Raw genomic sequence first — 18,616 nt, 5'->3', positions numbered from 1 at the left:
TCATAATTTAACTTGATATTCAGCTAAACCAGTTATCTCTGATTGAAAATAAAATACTTTACCAGCTAAAGGCTCAACTTTTAAATTTTCATTATTTAAATTCTGATAGGCCGAAGTAGTATAAATAGTATTTAATGAGTCGCCGCCAAAAGCAGGACAAGTAACCTGGGAAACTGGAAAGTTAACTACTTGATCTAATTGACCATTAGAACTATATCTTGCCAGCCTAGAGGCGCCATACTGCGCATTCCATAGAAATCCCTCACTATCACATACTGAGCCATCGGGACGAAGACCTTGAGGCTCCAGATCAACAAAAATAACTGGCTCATGAGAAGGCCAGCCATTAGATTCATCTAATTTCTGCTTCCAAATTTTCTGTTTACGTGTATCTGCAAAATATCCAAACTTTTTATCTGGGGAAAAGCAAATGCTATTAGGGATTGTAATATTTTGGTGTAACTGTCTTAGCTCACCTTTATAGAAGCGATAAATAGAACCAGCATCTGCTTGCGCATTAAGTCCCATTGTACTGATCCAAAAACCGCCCCATGGATCAGCGCGCCCATCATTTGATCGGGTGTGAACCATATCAGCCTCTAAATCAACAACCACCTCTCTTTCATCAGTTGCTAAGGTAAGTTTAGTTAATGAGGATGCAGTCGCAACCATTAAATGCTCCTCATCAATCCATCCTGCAGCTGAAACTGGCTCAGAAAATACCCAAGTTTTAAGTTTAGAGTTATTCCAGTTATGCATCTTAAAGGAATTTATATCAAACCAGAATAGAGACTTTAGTTCTGGATGCCATAATGGGCCTTCACCCAAATCAGACGAATCTAAGGGAAGATAGTCACTTATCATTTTTGCGCTTCATCATAAGCCAAAACAATTGATTCAGCTTTTTTAGAAACTATTTCAGATGATTCGCCAGCCTTATATAGCCCTGATCCTATTCCAAAACCAGTAGCACCGGCTTTAATCCAAGATGAAAAGTTTTTTGGACCAACACCGCCAACCATGAAAAGAGGTATATCTTCTGGCAAAACAGCCTTTAATGCGATTAAATTGTCTTCTCCAATAAGAGAGGCTGGAAAAAACTTCAAACCATCAGCTCCACAATGTATTGCAGAGAAGCACTCTGTTGGAGTTATAACTCCTGGATAGCTCAATATATTTGCCTCTTTAGTTGCTTTAACAACATCAGGATTAAAATTAGGCGAAACAATAAAATTTACACCAATTTTAGCAAGGACTTCAACCTGCTTTATATCTGTTACTGTTCCAGCACCAAATTGAATTGATCCTTCAAATTCATCACGAAGCAGCTCAATACTTTCAAAAGCACTAGGTGAATTAAGAGGCACTTCGACTTGGCTTATTCCGGCTTTAACAATAACATGAGCTATATCAAGAACCTCTTTTGATTTAACACCTCGTAATATAGCAATTATATTTCTATTCATATTCTTACTCTTATTCAGAGTGCAACTCCATATAAGCAGAGGTCAGTCCTGATAAAGTAGCAGCCTCAAGGCTGAAAGCATGACTTTCACCACCAAGTATTTTTAATCCTTCTTGATAATTATTAGTTAGAAGCTCAGAGCCAATAAGGATGACATTTTTATCTTTCCAGTAGCTTATTGCTCCGTTAAGCTCAACTCCCAATAGCAATCCAGAAAGAGTTGCTCTTGCAGAGTTAGAATCTAAATCATTAACTATTGATTCAGATCGTAATGAAAAAAGATCCGAAGCAATTAGACCTGGGTTGTCAAAACCCTTGATAACTCCGTTATCAAAACTAACTTGATCCCACCCTTCTGAGTCAATTGAGTGCTTAATTAAAGTGTTGTTAGAAATTACTCCAAAAAGCTCACCCGTCATAAAAGTTCTAAAATTTTCTATCTGACCTGCCCTTACATTTACCCATTTGGTATGAGTACCAGGAAGGCAAACAATACCATCAAAGCTTGGATTTTCTTTAATAAATCCAGCAATTTGAGTTTCCTCACCCCTCATAATATCTGCAGGCTTATGCTGCATTACTCCAGGAACTAGGTTAACTTGTATCCGTGAATCCTTGGTCCTAGCAACTGTAAGTTGATCTTTATCGATAGGAACGCATGGAGTCTTTAAATACGGCGTTTCAACCCACCCTTGACGAGCACCAACCATTCCACAGGCCATAACAGATGTTACTTTTTCGCTATCAAGCCAGCTTTCAATAAGACGCAATAATACTGGCTCGAACTCATTCTGCTGGAGATCTTTCATGCCTTCATTCGACTCACTATAAGCAAGAACTTCGCCTTTTTTGTCAATAGCCCAAGCGCGCATATGGGTTGTCCCCCAATCTGCAGCAATCCATTTAGCTTTAATATCTCTCATTATTTTTTATCCTGTAACTACTACGCCGCCATCAATCACTAAAGCTTGGCCAGTCATCATTCGTGATGCATTCGAAGCTAAAAATAAAGTGGAGTCAATTAAATCGTTAGGCAATAAGTGTTCCTTAATGCATTGTTTATCCATGTGAATTGCTAAATCTTTTTCATTTGCCCAAAGCTTTAGCTGTCTTTCAGTTAAAACCCAACCTGGGATTAATGTGTTCACTCTAATACCATCAACACCAAGTTCTCTCGCTAAACTTCTTGTTAGGCCTGTAATACCAGCTTTAGAAGTAACATAAGCAGGCAAGCCTGCATTGCCCATCATGTAAGAGTTTGATGAAAAATTAATAATACTGCCGCCACCTTGAGTTCTCATAAAAGGCGCTACAGCCTGTGCTGTAAAGAAATGAGGCCTTAGATTGATATTAATTGACTGATCCCATTCTTCTGTTGTCATAGCATCAAGGGTGTGGCGTGTGTCATTAGCGGCATTATTTATAAGCACATTAATTCCATCATTAGCCTTGCTAGCATCTGAAATTGCAGACTTTAGAGCATCAATATCAGTAATATCACATTTAATAAATAAGGGATTATATTTATATTTTGAGGAAATTTCATCTAGAAATTCATCACAATCTGATCTCTGTACAAAAGCAACTTTAGCGCCTTGGGCTAAAAAGCCTTCAGTCAATGAAGCTCCTATTCCTGAGCCTCCTCCAGTTATAAAAACTGAAGCATCCTCTAAATCTTTAAAAATTGCGTAATTATTCATTAATGAGATTCTCGTGTTGGAAGGCGAGTGTCTTTGCCTACTAGGAAGTCTAAGTCTGCACCTTTGTCAGCTTGCATGACATGATCAATATAAAGTTTTGCGTATCCACGGGTGTAATTTACTTTTGGCTCTTTCCTTGCCTTAAGACGTTTATCAATTTCAGACTCTGCAACTAAAAGCTCAAGTACTCCATTAAAAGCATCAAGCCGAATAAGGTCACCAGTCTCAACTATTGAAATAGGGCCACCTACATTTGCCTCAGGAGACACATGAAGCACTATAGTTCCAAAGGCAGTGCCTGACATTCGAGCATCTGAAATACGTATCATATCTCGAACACCCTGCTCAATTAATACCTTTGGTATTGGCATATTACCAACCTCAGGCATTCCTGGATAGCCCTTTGGCCCGCACCCCTTTAAAACTAGAATAGAATCTTTTGTTACTGCAAGGTCAGGTCTATCAATATTAGCCTTTAGATCTTCAATGTCTTCAAATACATAAGCCAAACCTTCGTGCTTTAACAATTCTTCTGTTGCAGCAGCAGGCTTAATAATTGCTCCATTTGGAGCTAAACTCCCTCTCAAGACTTTTAAACCTGCAGCAGGCTTCAGTGGGTTATTTATTGGCCGAATAACGTCCTCATTGAATGTTTCAGCGCCTTTAAAGTAATTAGTTATGTCTTTATTTAAAATCGTATTTGCAGGTTTTATATGATTCTTAATTTGCTCCAATACTGCAGGAACTCCACCAGCATAACAAAAATCTTCCATTAGATACTTACCTGAAGGCATACAATTAACAAGAAGCGGTATATCTGCCGCTTTCTCAAAGTCCTCCAAAGTAAGTTCAATTTCAGCTCTTCCCGCTAAAGCCAACAAGTGAATTACTGAATTCGTTGAACCGCCAACTGCGCTGTTCAATGTAATCGCATTTTGAAAGCTCTCTTTTGTTAAAACTTTAGATAAGTTCAAACCCTCTTCCACCATTTCTACGATGCGCTTTCCTGTCATATGCGCAAGAGCCATTCTCCTTGCATCAACCGCTGGAATAGCCGCATTCGTTGGTAAACTTAAGCCCATCCCTTCAACCAAGCTTGCCATTGTGGATGCAGTCCCCATTGTCATGCAAACCCCCGATGAGCGGCTCATTCCTGTCTCAGCAGACATAAAATCTTGTAAAGACATATCACCCGCCCTGACATCTTCAGAAAAGCGCCAAACATCAGTTCCAGAACCAATATCTTGGCCTTTATATTTACCATTAAGCATAGGGCCAGAAGAAACAACAATTGTCGGCAAATCGACACTTGCTGCCCCCATTAATTGTCCTGGGGTAGTTTTATCACAGCCACCAAGTAAAACAACGCCATCAATTCCATAAGCGCGAATACTTTCCTCGACGTCCATAGACAAAAGATTTCGGAAAAGCATTGCGGTTGGTTTCATTTGGGTTTCACCTAATGACATTACAGGAAACTCAAGTGGCAGACCTCCTGCCTCCCAAACACCCCTCTTAACGCCTTCAGCTAAAGTTCTTAAACCTGCATTACATGGGGTTAACTCAGACCAAGTATTGCATATACCAATTATTGGGCGTCCATCGAAAACATGGTCTGGGAATCCTTGGCTTTTCATCCAACTTCGATGGATAAAACCATCTTTATCCATTTTTCCATACCAATTCGATGATCGACGCTTGTTAGTTTTACTCATGCAGCCTTATCCCCTTCTATTACCATCATGCTAGCTGGAAAAGCTTTAGGTAACTGCAGTCCATGGTTCATTAAAAATTGCCCACTAAGCTTCAATGTTTTTTGCAAAAGACCACCATTTGATTTACCAAGAGAGTTGATATGATTTTTGTTGTATAACGAGACATTATACATTGCCATTGAGTCTAGCCCAGATAGGACCAATGGAACTGGTGAGCTAAATTCTGATAAGGCATTTTGGCCAGCGAAAACAACAAAGTGATTCTCACTTGAATTAATTTGAATTTCAGCAGTTACGCTTTTATCGTCACATGGTAATCGTAAAATATTTGCATCTTTCATCCACTCACGATTCTCCTTCCACCAGTTAGTAACGGCTTTTAGTAGTGCTTTATCTGAAGGTGACAGTTCACGAGGATCCATCTCAAATCCCATATGCCTTTGAGCTGCCACCCACGCTCTGAAAGCTAGTGGAAGTTCACGCCCAGAAGTGTGACAAACCTTTGGCCCAACATGACTGCCCGTTATCGAAGTAGGCAGCCATAAAATTGCCTCATGCTGAATACGTAACCTTTCAATTGCATCATTACTATCAGACAACCAAACCCTTTGTGTATTTTCTAAAATGCCATAATCTATTCGTCCACCTCCTGATGAGCAGGATTCAATCTCAACTTTTGGATGCGCCAATCTAATTCGCTTTAGAAGAACATACAGGCTTTTTGTTTGCGAAGCATCGGGATAAGGTAGAACTCGATTATGGTCCCACTTAATATACTCAATTGGGTACTCAGTTAACAATGCCGAAATTTTCTTAAAAAGGTAATCTTCAACATCTTTTATGGCAATATTAAGAACCAACTGATCTCGTCCAAGAGTTTGATCTTTGTGGCCCATTATCCATTCAGAGTGCTGTCGATAAAGATCACTATTAGGGCTAACCATCTCAGGCTCAAACCACAAACCAAAAGACATTTTAAGAGAGTGGATATGGCTAATTAATGGTTGCAATCCTTTAGGATATTTATTCTTGTCTACATCCCAGTCACCAAGACTAGAGTTAGCACTATCACGTCCTTTAAACCAGCCGTCATCCAGCACAAACCTTTCAGCGCCAATTTCAGAAGCAAGGCTAGCTATTTCTTTTAATTGGTCAATATTATGATCAAAATATATAGCCTCCCAGCAATTGTAATGAACAGGCCTAACATTGTCCTTAGGTGCCTTAATAATTGAATTAGCTACGTGAGATCGAAATGACTTACCAACCCCGCTAATTCCGTTACTAGAATGGCTAATATATAGCTTTGCTGTTTCGAAGCTATTTCCAGAAATTAAATCACTATTTTCAGTATTGCCAAATTGAACTTGCCTGCGACCATCTGGAAGTTGCTCTGCAATCATACGATGACCTCCAGACCAGCCGTAGTGAAAACCATAACAAGACCCTGAATTCTCTGAGCTTTCAATGGTTGGAATAAGAAGGCCAGGGAAATTTGCATGACTTGTTGTTCCAGACCTTGACTCACGCAGATGAGTACCAGTTACCCATGGAGTTATTTGGCTTCTGAATTCACCACCCCATTGACCTCCATAGTCAATCATTTCATTACTATTTTGAGGTGCTAGAATTACTGGAGCAGAAAACCAGTCCATAAATATTGGCTTTTTGCTGTCAATTTTGGCACTAAGGCCAAACGTATTACTTTCTTCAAAGGAAATGATTGTCAATGTATATGTTTGCTCTATGGCTTTGTCCAAAAAAACTAAGGACAATGAGTTGTCTTTTGCTTCGTCTTTTAGAAAAACAAAGTTACTAGAGAGAATCATTCCATCAAGGCCTCTCATTTTGCATCCAAGCTGTCCTGGAAAATTTGCAGACTGCTCAGGTAAGACAGATAACTCTGGAACTTTATCCAGTAAGTTGTCCCCCCAATCTTTAGCCACTGCAGTAGATAAGGAGTTAAGATTTTCATTGTCAGGTAAACGACGACCCCAATATATAACGCATGGAAGCCTATTATTCAAAGATAATAAAACCAAAGTTTGATCAAGAGTATCAAGGCGCCATTGATTAATCACTTAACAGATCCAAGCGTTAGTCCAGCTATAAAGTGTTTTTGCATCAAAAAGAACATCACAACTGGTGGAAGTGCAGCAATTATTGAACCAGCTGCAACATAATGGTTATTGGTAATCCATTGCCCATTAAGAGAATTTATGCCAGCAGTAACTGGCATAGTGTCTGCACCTTGAGTTAAAACTAATGCCCAGAAAAAATCATTCCACACAAAAGTAAAAATTAGTACTGATAAAGCAGCTAATGCAGGGCGCATTAATGGCAATACGATGTACCAGAAAATTTTAAACTCCGACACACCTTCAACTCTTGCAGCCTCAATTAACTCAAAAGGAAGTGCACGTATAAAGTTACGCATAAAAAAAGTACAAAAGCCAGATTGAAAGGCAATATGAAAAGCTACAAGACCAGATATTGTGTTGTAAAGCCCGAGGGAGAGTGACAAGTCTCTAACTGGCACCATCAGTATTTGAAAAGGAATAAAGTTTCCTGCTACAAACATAAAAAATACTAATAAATTAAGTTTAAATTTATAAACACCTAGCGCAAAACCTGTAAGGCTTGAAATAGCTAAAGCACCAATAACAGTTGGAATAGTAACTTTAAAACTATTTAGAATGTAGTATGCAATTGGGGAGTCAGTAAATATAAAAGTATAGTTTTCAATTAAATTAAAGGAAGTTGGCATTCCCCAATAATTGCCAGAATTAATATCTGCCCCAGATCGAATTGAAGTTAAAGCAACTGCAATAAGTGGAAGCAGCCAAATAATAATTGAAATAGGTAATGCAATTTTATAGAGTCTTCGTGTTAATGGTTTTGTTCTTTCAATTGGGGTTGGAAACATCGCTAAACTCCTTTCTCAGTGCGGTACATTCTATAAAGAATTATTGCAATGTAAACCATCATTATAGCAAGCAAAATAACAGCAATTGCAGCCGCATAGCCCATTCGATATCCATACTCTGAAAAAGCTTTTTCGTACATAAAATAAGCTAAAACGCGTGTTGATCCCCATGGACCACCCCTAGTCATAACTGAAATCAAATCAAATGATCTTAGTGCTCCAATTACTGTAACAACCACAGCGATAAAAGTTGCAGGCTTTAATTGGGGCAAGATTACGTACCACAACATTCTCCAGCCTCTTGCATTATCTATTCGGCCTGCTTCAATTTGTTCTGGATCTACAGAATTAAGTCCTGTTAAAAACAAAATCATACAATATGCAGTTTGGGGCCATAAACTAGCAGCAATAATTCCATAAGTAGCATAATCCTCGTCTGCCAATATCGCCACTGGATTAAATCCCATTCCTTCAAGCATTTGATTCAAAAGTCCATTTGTAGGATCATAAAACCAACTAAAAACCATGCCAACAACAACTTGAGAAATTACAAATGGAAAGAAAAATAGAGACTTATAAAATCTTATGCCTCTTACTGTTTGGTTTAAAAATAGCGCTGAAAATAAGCCTGCTGGGATTGCAACAAAGGTTAGAATCAACCATATTAAATTATTTTTTAAAGATGTATAAAAATCCTCATCATCGAGAAGTTCTATATAGTTTTCAACACCAATATAAGTCTTTTCACCAAGCCCGTCCCAATCATAAAAACTTAGACTTATAGATTGAAAAATTGGAAAAATAACATACAGGCAAAACATAAAAATGCCAGGAGCTAGAAAAATCCAAGGTGTTAACTTTAATTGATTATTTTTCCAATAAGAATACATAACTATTTAATATTAAAAATATTAAAAAAAAGTCCCGTGCCAAGAATACTTGAACACGGGACATAGTAAAACTTTATTGCTTAATAAAGTTTTTGACGAGCTTTTTCTAAACGCTCTAGAATCTTCTCTAGACGCTCAGGTTTAACCATGAACTCTTGTAAAGACTCCATACCTAATGCAGCCATTTCAGCAGGAATATCACGATCAAAATACTGAGAAAGAGCTGACGCATTATTTAGCTGTTCAAATCCAGCTTTAATAAACTTATCATCAGCAACTTCAGCACCTGAATTAGTAGGCAACTGACCAAGCGCTGCATTCCATGATGTTTGAACATCAGCACGCGCAGCATAAGCTAGAAAACGCTTAGCATCAGTAGGGTTTTTAGCATTCGCAGTTAAGTGAAGTGTATCACTTGGAGCTTCTTCTGCCATAGGAATTCCTGGAGTAATTTCTGGAAACTGGAAGAAACCTAACTGAGAATCATCCAAACCTAATTCACGTAATGGAGCCACTGCAAAGTTACCCATACAAACCATTGCACCCTCACCAGAAGCAAGAGGACCTAAGGCTTCTTGCCAAGTGTATGAAGCATGATTTTCATCAAAGTATTCCTTATCTACAAGCTCTTTATATTTAGCCATAGTAGCGCGCACTCTGTCATCGGTCCAAGCAACGTTTCCATTTGCAAGATCCATATGGAAATCATAGCCATTTGTTCTAAGATTTAAGTAATCAAAGATACAACCAGTAGTCCATAAATATTTAGTACCAATTGTTATTGGAGTAATATCATTTGCTTTAAGTGTGGCACTAGCTGACATGAACTGATCCCAAGTTTTAGGAACAGCAATACCTAAATCTTCAAAGATATCTTGACGATAGTACATTCCTACCTGGTAGTATGAAAATGGAATACCCCATTTCTTACCATCCATAGTCATACCTGCAGCTGATGATTTCATTAGAGTATAAAGACCCTGCTCAGCCCAAACATCATCAATTGGAGCAAAAAGCCCAGCATCAACATATGGAGCCATTCTGTTACCTGCATACCAGAAAGCTATATCTGGAGCGTCAGCAGTTAAAAAGTTACGGATAGCTGCCTTATAGCCTTCATGATCAAAAAGATTGTAAACAACGTTTACGTCTGGATTCTCAGCTTCAAAGCCATCAATAACAGCTTGAAATGCCGCCTTTGGCGCTGGATCAGACGTGTCACCATTAATGACAAGTGTTCCAGCAATAGCAGAGGTTCCAGCCAATATACCGGCTAGAGCAAGAGCTATTTGATTTTTAAATATTTTTTTCATTATTTTTCTCCTAAATTATAAAAAACCTCATTGATTACATATCTCTTGTGACGTGTTTACGCCTATATGTCAAATCATCTTAAAGTATACATAAATATGAATTCATGTGAATACATTTGTCCATATAATAGCACATCGTTCCACTATATGAAACTAAACTAAAAGAAGTCACTAAAATACGGGCAATCAGCTTCTTAAAAAAAACAAACTTTAAAGTGTAAAATATATACGAGTCTTTTTATTAAGGGCACAGATTAAAAAATATGCTTATATAAACAATCAAAGACTCTGTAACTATTTTTAAAAAATAAACTTAGCTTTATTAATTATTTAGGAGAAAAAATATGGGAATGCCAGGACCATTCGAACTAATTATTATTTTAGTTATTGTGTTACTTATTTTTGGCGGCAAACGTCTTAAAAATATTGGTAATGAAGTTGGAGGCGCAATTAAAGGCTTCAAGTCATCTATGAAAGATACTGATGCCGAAAAGAAAGAAGATATTATTGAAGCTAAAGTTGAAGCTGATGATGAAAGCTCTGATAAAAAATCCTAAAAACCAGTTTTTTATAAAGCGATATGTTTGATTTTGGTTTCTGGGAGATTGCCATTATTGGTGTTATTACCCTTATCGTAGTCGGCCCTGAAAGATTGCCAGCACTGGCAAGAAAAGCCGGTGTTATTATGGGTAAGCTTAATAAGTTCCTCAACAAAGTTAAAGCAGATATAAATGAAGAGCTAAAGACAGATGAACTTAAAGATCACTTGTCTATGGCTGATGAAAAATCAATAATCTCTGACATTACCAATGAAGCCAAATCAAGTGTTGACCTTTTTAATCAAAATGATGCTCAGCAGGATGATTCAAAGTTATGACTATAGATAATGAGGCATCTAAAAAACTACCCTTAGTCGAACATTTAATTGAACTTAGGCGATCACTACTTCATTCAGTTACTGCAATAGTTATTTTTTTCCTAATATTATTCCCATTTGCTGATGAAATATACACCTTCATAGCGGCGCCAATTGTTCAAGCAATACCAGGCTCCAATCTAATTGCAATTGGTGTAATCTCTCCTTTTTTAACGCCCTTAAAGATGTCATTGATACTGGCCATCTATATTGCAATGCCCTACTTGCTGTATCAGCTATGGATGTTTATAGCCCCAGCACTCTATCGCAATGAGAAAAGGTTGGTGCTGCCTTTGGTCATCTCATCAACAATACTATTTTATGTTGGCCTTCTGTTTTCTTTTTATATTGTATTCCCAGTTATATTTAACTTCTTAGCGAGTGTTGGCCCTGAATCAGTTAACTTTGCCCCTGATATTCAGTACTATCTTGATTTTATCTTGAAAGTCTCATTCGCCTTTGGAGCTGCCTTTGAAGTCCCAATTGTGACAATCCTTCTTATTGTTTTTGGAGCGACTACTGCTGAAAAACTCAAAAAAAATCGCCCTTACATCTTCATTGGCTCCTTTGTAGTTGGAATGGTATTAACTCCTCCAGATATTATCTCGCAATTTCTAATTGCAATCCCTATTTGGCTTCTGTTTGAAGCTGGTTTATTTTTTTCCACTTTCTTTAAAGTCCGTAAAAATAATCCAGAAAAGAGTGCTACAAAAAATCAACCCAAGGACTGGTCTGATAAGTCGCACAATGAGATGATGGATGATATTGAAATTGAGATGAACAGCAAAGTAATCAGTTCGCCAGAAAAAGATAACTAGTATTACTAATCAGCAATATACCTTTGTAACAAGTTAGAAAGCTCTTTCTTTCGACTACCTTCAGCAAAACTTGCATCAATACTATTGTTAATAAGCCTAATTGCCTGGTCTCTTGAAAGCTCTAGACTGTCATAAAGTGCAAGGAAATTTTCTGTCATGTACCCTCCAAAGTAAGAAGGATCATCTGAGTTAACCGTTACGCAAACTCCTAAGTCAAGCATATCAAGAATTGTGTGGCTCGCCACAGTATCAAAAACTCTAAGCTTTACATTTGATAGTGGGCAAATAGTTAAGGGCATTTGAGACTCAATCAAACGAAGCATTAGGTCAGGATCATCGATTGCTCTTATTCCATGATCAATTCTTTGAACATTTAAAACGTCCAAAGAGCTCCATATATAACTAGCGGGACCCTCTTCGCCTGCATGGGCAACTAATTTATAACCCATACCTTTTGCTTTGCTGAAAACATTAATAAATTTTTCCGGTGGATTTCCCATCTCCGCGCTATCTAAACCAACACCATAAATAACATCGGTAAATTGTTCTGAAGATTTTAAAGTTTCAATTGCACTTTCCTCGCTAAGGTGTCTTAAGAAACACATAATCAATCTAGAGGTTATTCCAAGCATCGCTTTCCCATCAGCTAGCGCCTCGGCAATGCCGCTTACTATAGTTTCAAAAGCAACACCTCTTACAGTGTGCGTTTGAGGGTCAAAAAATGGCTCTACATGCATCACATTCTGCTGGCTACACATCAATAAGTAAGCCCATGTTAGGTCATAAAAATCTTGCTTATGGAGCAAAACCTCAGCGCCCTGATAATAAATATCTAGAAAATCTTGAAGATTTGAGAATTGATATGCTTTTTTTACCTCATTGACGCTATTAAAAGGTAATTGGATTGAATTTCTCTTTGCCAGCTTAAATAATAGTTCTGGCTCTAGTGTGCCTTCTATATGAAGATGAAGTTCAATTTTTGGAAGACCATTCAGCCACTTGTGAGAAATCTCTGACATAATTTTTTTCTAAAAAAAATCGCGCCCTAAGCAAAGCCTAGGACGCGATTAGTAATATTACTTAATAAACCTTTACTAGTTAGGGTACTTAGCGTCAATACCTTCTACATAAAAGTCCATTGTAAGTAGGTCAGGATAGTTAGGTGGAGTTTCACCTTCTGCTAACCACGCACTACCATCTTGCTTATTGATTGGACCTGTAAACGGATGAATCGCGCCCATTGACAAATCAATAATTGCTTTTGAAGCTTCATTTCTAACTTCAAAAGGCATTGAATTATTCATAGGAGCAAACTTAACCATTCCTGAGTCAACTCCATGGAAGACATCAGTTGAAGTCCAAGTGCCATCTTTAACAGCCTGAACACGCTCTAAGTAATAAGGACCCCAATCATCAATAATTCCAGTTAATTGAGCATTTTTACCCCACTCACGCATGTTTGAAGCTTGTCCAAAAGCATAGACACCTTTCTCTTCAGCAACTGTCATAGGAGCAGTTGAATCAGTGTGTTGCATTAGAATGTCCGCACCTTGAGCTATAAGAGCATTGGCAGCGTCAGCTTCTTTACCTGGATCGTACCAAGAATAAACCCAAACGATCTTGATTTCAATATCAGGATTTACCGACTTAGCAGCTAGGTAAGCAGAGTTAATTCCTCTGATTACTTCAGGGATTGGGAAAGATGCAATATAACCAATAACATTAGTCTCTGTCATTCTTCCAGCAATCTTACCAATAACGTGTCTTCCTTCATAAAATCTCGCAGAATAAGTAGAGATATTATCAGTAGGACGCATATAGCCTGTTGCGTGTTCAAATTTAACATCTGGATAACGCGCCGCAACCTTTACTGTTGGGTTCATGTAACCAAATGATGTTGTAAAAATAATATCATTTTTTCTGGCAAGACTCGTAATAACACGCTCTGAATCTGAGTTTTCTTCAACACTCTCTACAGTAGTTATGATTACGTCGTCACCCATCATTTCTTTGACATATTTTGCGCCTTGGTCATGTGCAAAAGTCCACCCATGGTCTCCTGTTGGGCCAATATATACAAAAGCAGCTTTAACAGGATCAGCATAAACATTACTCGTAAATGCTAAAACTACGCTTAGTATCGAGAGCTTCACAACACTCGACAAACTTCGATTAGACATACTTATTCTCCTTTAAGTTATTTAACAATTTTTCTTACTTTTTTACTTCGTACAAAAATCTTAATCAACAAACTAAGTAGTTGAATGAAATATTCTACCCAAACAATTAGGAACTGTGCGATTTGTTTTATTTTTTAATCTTATCCTAAGGCTAACAAGAATAACAATAGTTGCTAGGTAAGGAAGCATAGATAGATATTGCGCACTCACATTGATGTTTAATCCTTGTGCATGGATTTGAAGAATAGTGATTCCTCCAAATAAAATCGCTCCAAATATAATCCTAAAGGGCTGCCATGAAGCGAAGACAACAAGACCTAAAGCGATCCAACCTCTTCCAGCAGTCATACCTTCTCCCCATATAGGAACTTGCACAAGTGATAAAAATGCGCCTCCAATTCCAGCCATAGCGCCGCCAAATAAAATAGCCATTACTCTGTATCGAACAACGTTATGACCAATTGCATGGGCCGCATCATGATTGTCGCCAATGGCGCGTAATATTAAACCCTGCTTAGTCCTAAATAAAAACCACCAAACCAAGTAAACCATAAAGAATGCCAAATAAACAAGTGGGTTAAACGAAAAAAGTAAAGGTCCTAAATAAGGAATATCAGATAAATATGGAATTGGAACTGCCGTGATAAGTTGAATTGTTTCCTCTGTATACCCTCTGCCCGCAAAAGCAGCAAAACCTAAACCAAAAAGAGTTAAAGCAAGTCCAGTTGCGACCTGATTGGTAAGTAGAAATTGAGTCAAAAAAGCAAAAATGGACGCTATGGCCATTCCGCCAAGCATTGCAGCAAGAACTGCTAAAAACGGGTTTTGAGTATGGGACATAACAACAAAGCCTAGGAGCGCTCCAACAATCATCATGCCTTCAACCCCTAGGTTTAGAACGCCAGAGCGCTCTACTAATAATTCACCAATAGCAGCAAAAATAAGGGGCACTGAAGCAATGCTTATGCCAATAATAATGTTAATAAATAGGCCTTCATTCATAATCTTTAGTTTTTAGTTTTAAAAAATACAACTTTATATTTAATTAATATATCGCAGGCCAAGAAGTAAAACAAAAGCATGCCTTGAAAAATTTGAGTTATCGAGCTTGGTAAATTGTATTCAATTTGCACATTTTCACCGCCAACATAGCTAAGCGCAATTAGTAGCGCTGAAAATAAAACTCCAATAGGATGGAGTCTCGCCAAGAATGCGACAATGATTGCAGTAAAGCCATAAAATGCGGGCAATCCTGGAGTTAACTGCCCAGCAGGGCCTGCTGCCTCAAAGAGTCCTGCAAGACCTGCAAGTCCGCCCGATATAAGCAGTGAATACCAAACTGTTTTATTGTCATCAAATCCAGCAAATTTTGCGGCACGAGGTGCGCTACCTGAAATTTTAATTTGCATACCAAACATATGTTTTTTGATCCCAAACCAAGCAACAAATGAGAGAATAATAGCAACAATTAAACCAATATGTAGTCGCGTTCCTTCCCAAATAATCGGCAGCATAGCGCTATCATGAAAAATCCTACTTTCTGGAAAATTAAAGCCTGATGGGTTTCGAAGAGGTCCTTGAAGCATTGCGCTTAAAAACAAAACGGCAACATAAGTCAACATTAAAGTTACTAGGATTTCATTGACCTGGTACTTAATTCGAAGAAAGGCTGCAATACCCGCATAAAACATACCCCCTAAAATACCCGCTATCGTCATCAATGGGAGCAACCAAAAAGCCTCAACATCATAAAAATATAACCCTACGGCGCTGCCTGCAATTCCCCCGATGACGTATTGACCTTCTGCGCCAATATTCCAAATACCCGCTCTAAATCCAATTGACAAGCCAAGTCCAATAATCATCAAAGGTGCTGCCTTAACGAGCAGTTCTGAAAAATAGTAAGAATCAATTAAAGGCTCTACAAATAAAGTGAAGAAGACACTTGAGACTGGAATATCAACCAAAACGAAAATAAATATTAAATAAGCAGATAGAGCAGTCAGCGTTAGAGCCAATAAAGGTGACAATAGAACCATCGCTGTAGAATTTTCAACTCTTGGAATAAGTCTAAGCATTAGTCTTCGCTCCAACAATTAACTTAGAATTTATTTCTTCTTTACTACCAACCATTAGCTGAGAAATCTTCTCTAAGCCATTACTTTTCATATCTACTGCATCAGAAAGCTTTCCTTCAGACAGGACATGAATTTGTTCACACAGACTTAATATTTCGTCTAAATCCTGAGAGATAATTAATATAGCAGAGCCTTTATCGGCAAGCTCTATCAAAGCCTGATGGATATTATTAGCAGAGCCTGCATCAACGCCCCAAGTTGGCTGAGCGACAATTAGTAATTCTGGGTTTTGAATAAGCTCTCTTCCAACCATAAACTTTTGTAGATTTCCTCCAGAAAGCGATTTAGCTAACATTTTGCTCGAAGGTGTCTGAACATCAAAAGTATCAATCACTTTTTTTGAATGAACTGCAACTTTTTTCCAATCAATAACATCATTGCTCGTCATTTCAGTTGAATCTGGTCTACTTAGTAGCATATTTTCATCTAAGGACATATCTGGCACCGCTCCATGACCAAGCCTTTCTTCTGGAACAAAGAACATAGAAAGCTGTCTTCTTTCATGCGAGTTTAGAGCGCCAATATCTTGACCATTAAAATTCAAAGTTGCTTTTGGTGACGAAATTTCACCAATAAGTAACTCCATCAACTCATCTTGGCCATTTCCAGCTACGCCTGCTATACCAACAATACTTCCTTTTTTCATCTGTAAGGCTATATTTTGAAGATTGACACCATATATATCATCACTCTTTCGACTTAAATTATCGATTGAGAAAATATTTTCACCAACATTTATATTGGTTCTAGCAAGTTCTGTTAGTTTTTTTCCAATCATCATTTCCGCTAGTTCTTTTTGGCTGTGCTCCTGAGGTATGCAGCTTTGTACTAATTTACCACCTCTTAAGATTGTTGCTTCACTGCATATTTCACGAACCTCTTCAAGCTTATGAGAAATATATAAGATAGCGCAGCCATCTGCTGCAAGCTTTTTAAGAGTTACAAATAGATCAGCCACCTCTTGAGGCGTTAATACTGAAGTCGGCTCATCCATAATAAGTAACTTTGGATTTTGCATTAAGCAGCGAATAATTTCAACGCGTTGGCGCGCCCCAACTGATAGATCACCAACAACTTGTTGTGGGTTAATATCTAAACCATATTGCTTTGAATACTTAATTATTTGTTCAGAAAAATTTTCATTTAGTCCTACACTGTCAAGCCCAAGAATTATATTATCTTCAACAGTTAACGATTCAAACAATGAAAAGTGCTGAAAGACCATTGCTATTCCGTTTTCTCTAGCTTGAAAAGGACTTTTAGGACTATATTCATTATTAGCCCACTTCATTTCACCACTATCTGGAGTTAATGAGCCATATATGATTTTCACCAAAGTTGACTTGCCAGCTCCATTCTCTCCGAGCAAAGCATGGATACTTGAATCCTTTATGCTAAGTGAAACATTATCATTAGCCTTTAAATCTCCATAAGATTTAGTAATATTGGATACTTCTAATTGATATTTCATACAGATTTAGGTTGTCTTTTATGCTCTATAAAGTTAATTAAATCCATTGCAATAGTTACGGCAATTGCAGCAGGTGATTTTAAGAATTTTTGTTTATCTCCTATTGGACAGATAAATTTATTGATCACTTCCTCTGAATAATTCTTTTGATGAAAGCGATCTCTAAATTTTTTCCCCTTAATTTCTGAACCAATCATACCCAAATAACTGAAGTTATTTTGAATAATCATTTTTTCACAAATCTCAAAATCAATTTGATGGCTGTATGTAATTACGAGACAATAGCTACTGTCTGGCAAGTCAGGAATGCTCTGAATAAAGTCATCACAAATAATATCTATTTGAGAGGTATCTCCTTGATATTTATCAAATTGTTCTGCTCTATCATCAACCCAATAAATTTTAATAGGTAGGTTAATTAAAATTGGCATCAGAGCTCTTGAAATATGTCCAGCTCCAAAAACGACTACTGGCTGAACTTCGCTAGTCAAGACTTTTTCAAAGCAAACTTCAGTTAAAGCGCCTGACTGATTTTCAAATTTCACTATAGTAGGTCTATCAGAAAGTAACAAAAGATCTTTAGCGCTTTTTGTAATCAAGCTAGAGATTTTTTTGTCATCAATATTTGGAGATAAATTACCATCTAGGTAGACAAATTTTTTACTGCTAAATTCAATTTCAGAGTTACTATCTACAATTGTAGCAACTATAAAATCTTCATTATCTTGAAGTAAGTTTGATACTGTTTCGATCCATGAATTTGTTGCGTCAGACTGAATAAAACTTTCAAACATGACATTTACATAGCCTCCACAACACTGCCCAAGTGAGGCGCCAAGAGGATATTTTTTTAAATAAGTACCATTAGAATTAAGACTTAATAATTCTTCGGCAAAAGATAAGGCTTTAAATTCTAAATTACCACCACCAATACTGCCAAAAACTGACTCAGCTCCAGAGAAGACAATCTTATCTCCATTAGAGCAAGGGGTTGAGCCCTTAGTTGAAATAATTGTTAACAATACAAAGCCATTATTTAAAGCACTTGCCGTCTTAACTGGCTTCAACCAACTATTCATAACCT

General features: G+C 37.5%; 18 protein-coding genes. 3 read left to right on the top strand and 15 right to left on the bottom strand.

Features of this window, described 5'->3' with window-relative positions:
- From ABXT69_RS04100 to ABXT69_RS04060, 9 genes are all read right to left on the bottom strand, one after another.
- Entirely contained in the window at window positions 1-864 is an 864-nt protein-coding gene (locus tag ABXT69_RS04100) for an SMP-30/gluconolactonase/LRE family protein (RefSeq protein WP_416679421.1), read from the bottom strand.
- Window positions 861-1,466: a 2-dehydro-3-deoxy-6-phosphogalactonate aldolase gene (locus tag ABXT69_RS04095; protein WP_416679419.1), complete on the bottom strand. Its 606-nt coding sequence runs from the start codon at window positions 1,464-1,466 to the stop codon at window positions 861-863. Before ABXT69_RS04095 ends, ABXT69_RS04100 begins: the two co-directional genes overlap by 4 nt.
- Window positions 1,467-1,476: 10 nt before the next feature.
- A complete protein-coding gene (locus tag ABXT69_RS04090; protein WP_416679417.1) occupies window positions 1,477-2,388 on the bottom strand; it encodes a 2-dehydro-3-deoxygalactonokinase in 912 nt (303 codons plus the stop codon).
- A 6-nt stretch (window positions 2,389-2,394) separates the two neighbouring features.
- A complete protein-coding gene (locus ABXT69_RS04085) occupies window positions 2,395-3,165 on the bottom strand; it encodes an SDR family NAD(P)-dependent oxidoreductase (RefSeq protein WP_416679414.1) in 771 nt (256 codons plus the stop codon).
- Window positions 3,165-4,880, bottom strand: a complete 1,716-nt coding sequence (locus ABXT69_RS04080) for an IlvD/Edd family dehydratase (protein ID WP_416679412.1) — start codon at window positions 4,878-4,880, stop codon at window positions 3,165-3,167. Before ABXT69_RS04080 ends, ABXT69_RS04085 begins: the two co-directional genes overlap by 1 nt.
- A complete protein-coding gene (locus ABXT69_RS04075; protein ID WP_416679543.1) occupies window positions 4,877-6,958 on the bottom strand; it encodes an alpha-galactosidase in 2,082 nt (693 codons plus the stop codon). Before ABXT69_RS04075 ends, ABXT69_RS04080 begins: the two co-directional genes overlap by 4 nt.
- Window positions 6,958-7,806 carry a carbohydrate ABC transporter permease gene (locus ABXT69_RS04070; RefSeq protein ID WP_114115399.1) on the bottom strand — a complete coding sequence of 283 codons (849 nt, stop codon included), beginning with the start codon at window positions 7,804-7,806 and terminating at the stop codon, window positions 6,958-6,960. Before ABXT69_RS04070 ends, ABXT69_RS04075 begins: the two co-directional genes overlap by 1 nt.
- A gap of 2 nt (window positions 7,807-7,808) precedes the next feature.
- On the bottom strand, window positions 7,809-8,696 hold the full coding sequence (locus ABXT69_RS04065) for a carbohydrate ABC transporter permease (protein WP_114115398.1): 888 nt from the start codon (window positions 8,694-8,696) through the stop codon (window positions 7,809-7,811).
- A gap of 80 nt (window positions 8,697-8,776) precedes the next feature.
- Complete coding sequence (locus ABXT69_RS04060) at window positions 8,777-10,009, bottom strand: ABC transporter substrate-binding protein (RefSeq protein ID WP_416679409.1); 1,233 nt, start codon at window positions 10,007-10,009, stop codon at window positions 8,777-8,779.
- 344 nt (window positions 10,010-10,353) lie between these two features.
- Between ABXT69_RS04060 and tatA the strand changes: the two genes are divergently transcribed.
- From tatA to tatC, 3 genes are read left to right on the top strand one after another with little or no spacing between them, the layout of a single operon-like run.
- On the top strand, window positions 10,354-10,566 hold the full coding sequence (tatA, locus tag ABXT69_RS04055) for a twin-arginine translocase TatA/TatE family subunit (RefSeq protein WP_416679406.1): 213 nt from the start codon (window positions 10,354-10,356) through the stop codon (window positions 10,564-10,566).
- Window positions 10,567-10,589: 23 nt separating this feature from the next.
- Window positions 10,590-10,886, top strand: coding sequence for a Sec-independent protein translocase protein TatB (gene tatB, locus ABXT69_RS04050; protein ID WP_416679403.1), 297 nt, complete (start codon window positions 10,590-10,592; stop codon window positions 10,884-10,886).
- Window positions 10,883-11,743, top strand: coding sequence for a twin-arginine translocase subunit TatC (gene tatC / locus ABXT69_RS04045; protein ID WP_416679401.1), 861 nt, complete (start codon window positions 10,883-10,885; stop codon window positions 11,741-11,743). Before tatB ends, tatC begins: the two co-directional genes overlap by 4 nt.
- Window positions 11,744-11,748: 5 nt before the next feature.
- Here tatC and ABXT69_RS04040 read toward each other — a convergent pair whose 3' ends face one another.
- The 6 genes from ABXT69_RS04040 to ABXT69_RS04015 all read right to left on the bottom strand — a co-directional run bounded on the left by ABXT69_RS04040 (window position 11,749) and on the right by ABXT69_RS04015 (window position 18,611).
- Window positions 11,749-12,762 carry an adenosine deaminase gene (locus tag ABXT69_RS04040; protein WP_416679398.1) on the bottom strand — a complete coding sequence of 338 codons (1,014 nt, stop codon included), beginning with the start codon at window positions 12,760-12,762 and terminating at the stop codon, window positions 11,749-11,751.
- A gap of 75 nt (window positions 12,763-12,837) precedes the next feature.
- Window positions 12,838-13,923 (bottom strand): BMP family ABC transporter substrate-binding protein, encoded by a 1,086-nt coding sequence (locus ABXT69_RS04035; protein WP_416679396.1) that lies wholly within the window; start codon window positions 13,921-13,923, stop codon window positions 12,838-12,840.
- Between the two features lie 72 nt (window positions 13,924-13,995).
- Entirely contained in the window at window positions 13,996-14,925 is a 930-nt protein-coding gene (locus tag ABXT69_RS04030) for an ABC transporter permease (RefSeq protein ID WP_416679393.1), read from the bottom strand.
- Between the two features lie 5 nt (window positions 14,926-14,930).
- Window positions 14,931-16,001, bottom strand: a complete 1,071-nt coding sequence (locus ABXT69_RS04025; protein WP_416679391.1) for an ABC transporter permease — start codon at window positions 15,999-16,001, stop codon at window positions 14,931-14,933.
- Window positions 15,994-17,532, bottom strand: coding sequence for an ABC transporter ATP-binding protein (locus ABXT69_RS04020; protein ID WP_416679388.1), 1,539 nt, complete (start codon window positions 17,530-17,532; stop codon window positions 15,994-15,996). Before ABXT69_RS04020 ends, ABXT69_RS04025 begins: the two co-directional genes overlap by 8 nt.
- Window positions 17,529-18,611, bottom strand: coding sequence for an XdhC family protein (locus ABXT69_RS04015; RefSeq protein ID WP_416679387.1), 1,083 nt, complete (start codon window positions 18,609-18,611; stop codon window positions 17,529-17,531). The genes ABXT69_RS04020 and ABXT69_RS04015 overlap by 4 nt, the downstream gene beginning before the upstream one ends.
- Window positions 18,612-18,616: the final 5 nt, after the last annotated feature.

Origin of the sequence: Candidatus Pseudothioglobus sp. Uisw_016 (assembly GCF_048087635.1) — a bacterium.
Lineage (GTDB): Bacteria > Pseudomonadota > Gammaproteobacteria > PS1 > Pseudothioglobaceae > Pseudothioglobus.
Note: the sequence above shows the minus strand (reverse complement) of the source record. Positions and strands in the feature narration are given on the sequence as shown.

Coding starts and splice junctions, on each gene's coding strand:
- ABXT69_RS04100 (WP_416679421.1), bottom strand. CDS start 864: ATGATAAGTGACTATCTTCCCTTAGATTCGTCTGATTTGGGTGAAGGC.
- ABXT69_RS04095 (WP_416679419.1), bottom strand. CDS start 1,466: ATGAATAGAAATATAATTGCTATATTACGAGGTGTTAAATCAAAAGAG.
- ABXT69_RS04090 (WP_416679417.1), bottom strand. CDS start 2,388: ATGAGAGATATTAAAGCTAAATGGATTGCTGCAGATTGGGGGACAACC.
- ABXT69_RS04085 (WP_416679414.1), bottom strand. CDS start 3,165: ATGAATAATTACGCAATTTTTAAAGATTTAGAGGATGCTTCAGTTTTT.
- ABXT69_RS04080 (WP_416679412.1), bottom strand. CDS start 4,880: ATGAGTAAAACTAACAAGCGTCGATCATCGAATTGGTATGGAAAAATG.
- ABXT69_RS04070 (WP_114115399.1), bottom strand. CDS start 7,806: ATGTTTCCAACCCCAATTGAAAGAACAAAACCATTAACACGAAGACTC.
- ABXT69_RS04065 (WP_114115398.1), bottom strand. CDS start 8,696: ATGTATTCTTATTGGAAAAATAATCAATTAAAGTTAACACCTTGGATT.
- ABXT69_RS04060 (WP_416679409.1), bottom strand. CDS start 10,009: ATGAAAAAAATATTTAAAAATCAAATAGCTCTTGCTCTAGCCGGTATA.
- tatA (WP_416679406.1), top strand. CDS start 10,354: ATGGGAATGCCAGGACCATTCGAACTAATTATTATTTTAGTTATTGTG.
- tatB (WP_416679403.1), top strand. CDS start 10,590: ATGTTTGATTTTGGTTTCTGGGAGATTGCCATTATTGGTGTTATTACC.
- tatC (WP_416679401.1), top strand. CDS start 10,883: ATGACTATAGATAATGAGGCATCTAAAAAACTACCCTTAGTCGAACAT.
- ABXT69_RS04040 (WP_416679398.1), bottom strand. CDS start 12,762: ATGTCAGAGATTTCTCACAAGTGGCTGAATGGTCTTCCAAAAATTGAA.
- ABXT69_RS04035 (WP_416679396.1), bottom strand. CDS start 13,923: ATGTCTAATCGAAGTTTGTCGAGTGTTGTGAAGCTCTCGATACTAAGC.
- ABXT69_RS04030 (WP_416679393.1), bottom strand. CDS start 14,925: ATGAATGAAGGCCTATTTATTAACATTATTATTGGCATAAGCATTGCT.
- ABXT69_RS04025 (WP_416679391.1), bottom strand. CDS start 16,001: ATGCTTAGACTTATTCCAAGAGTTGAAAATTCTACAGCGATGGTTCTA.
- ABXT69_RS04020 (WP_416679388.1), bottom strand. CDS start 17,532: ATGAAATATCAATTAGAAGTATCCAATATTACTAAATCTTATGGAGAT.
- ABXT69_RS04015 (WP_416679387.1), bottom strand. CDS start 18,611: ATGAATAGTTGGTTGAAGCCAGTTAAGACGGCAAGTGCTTTAAATAAT.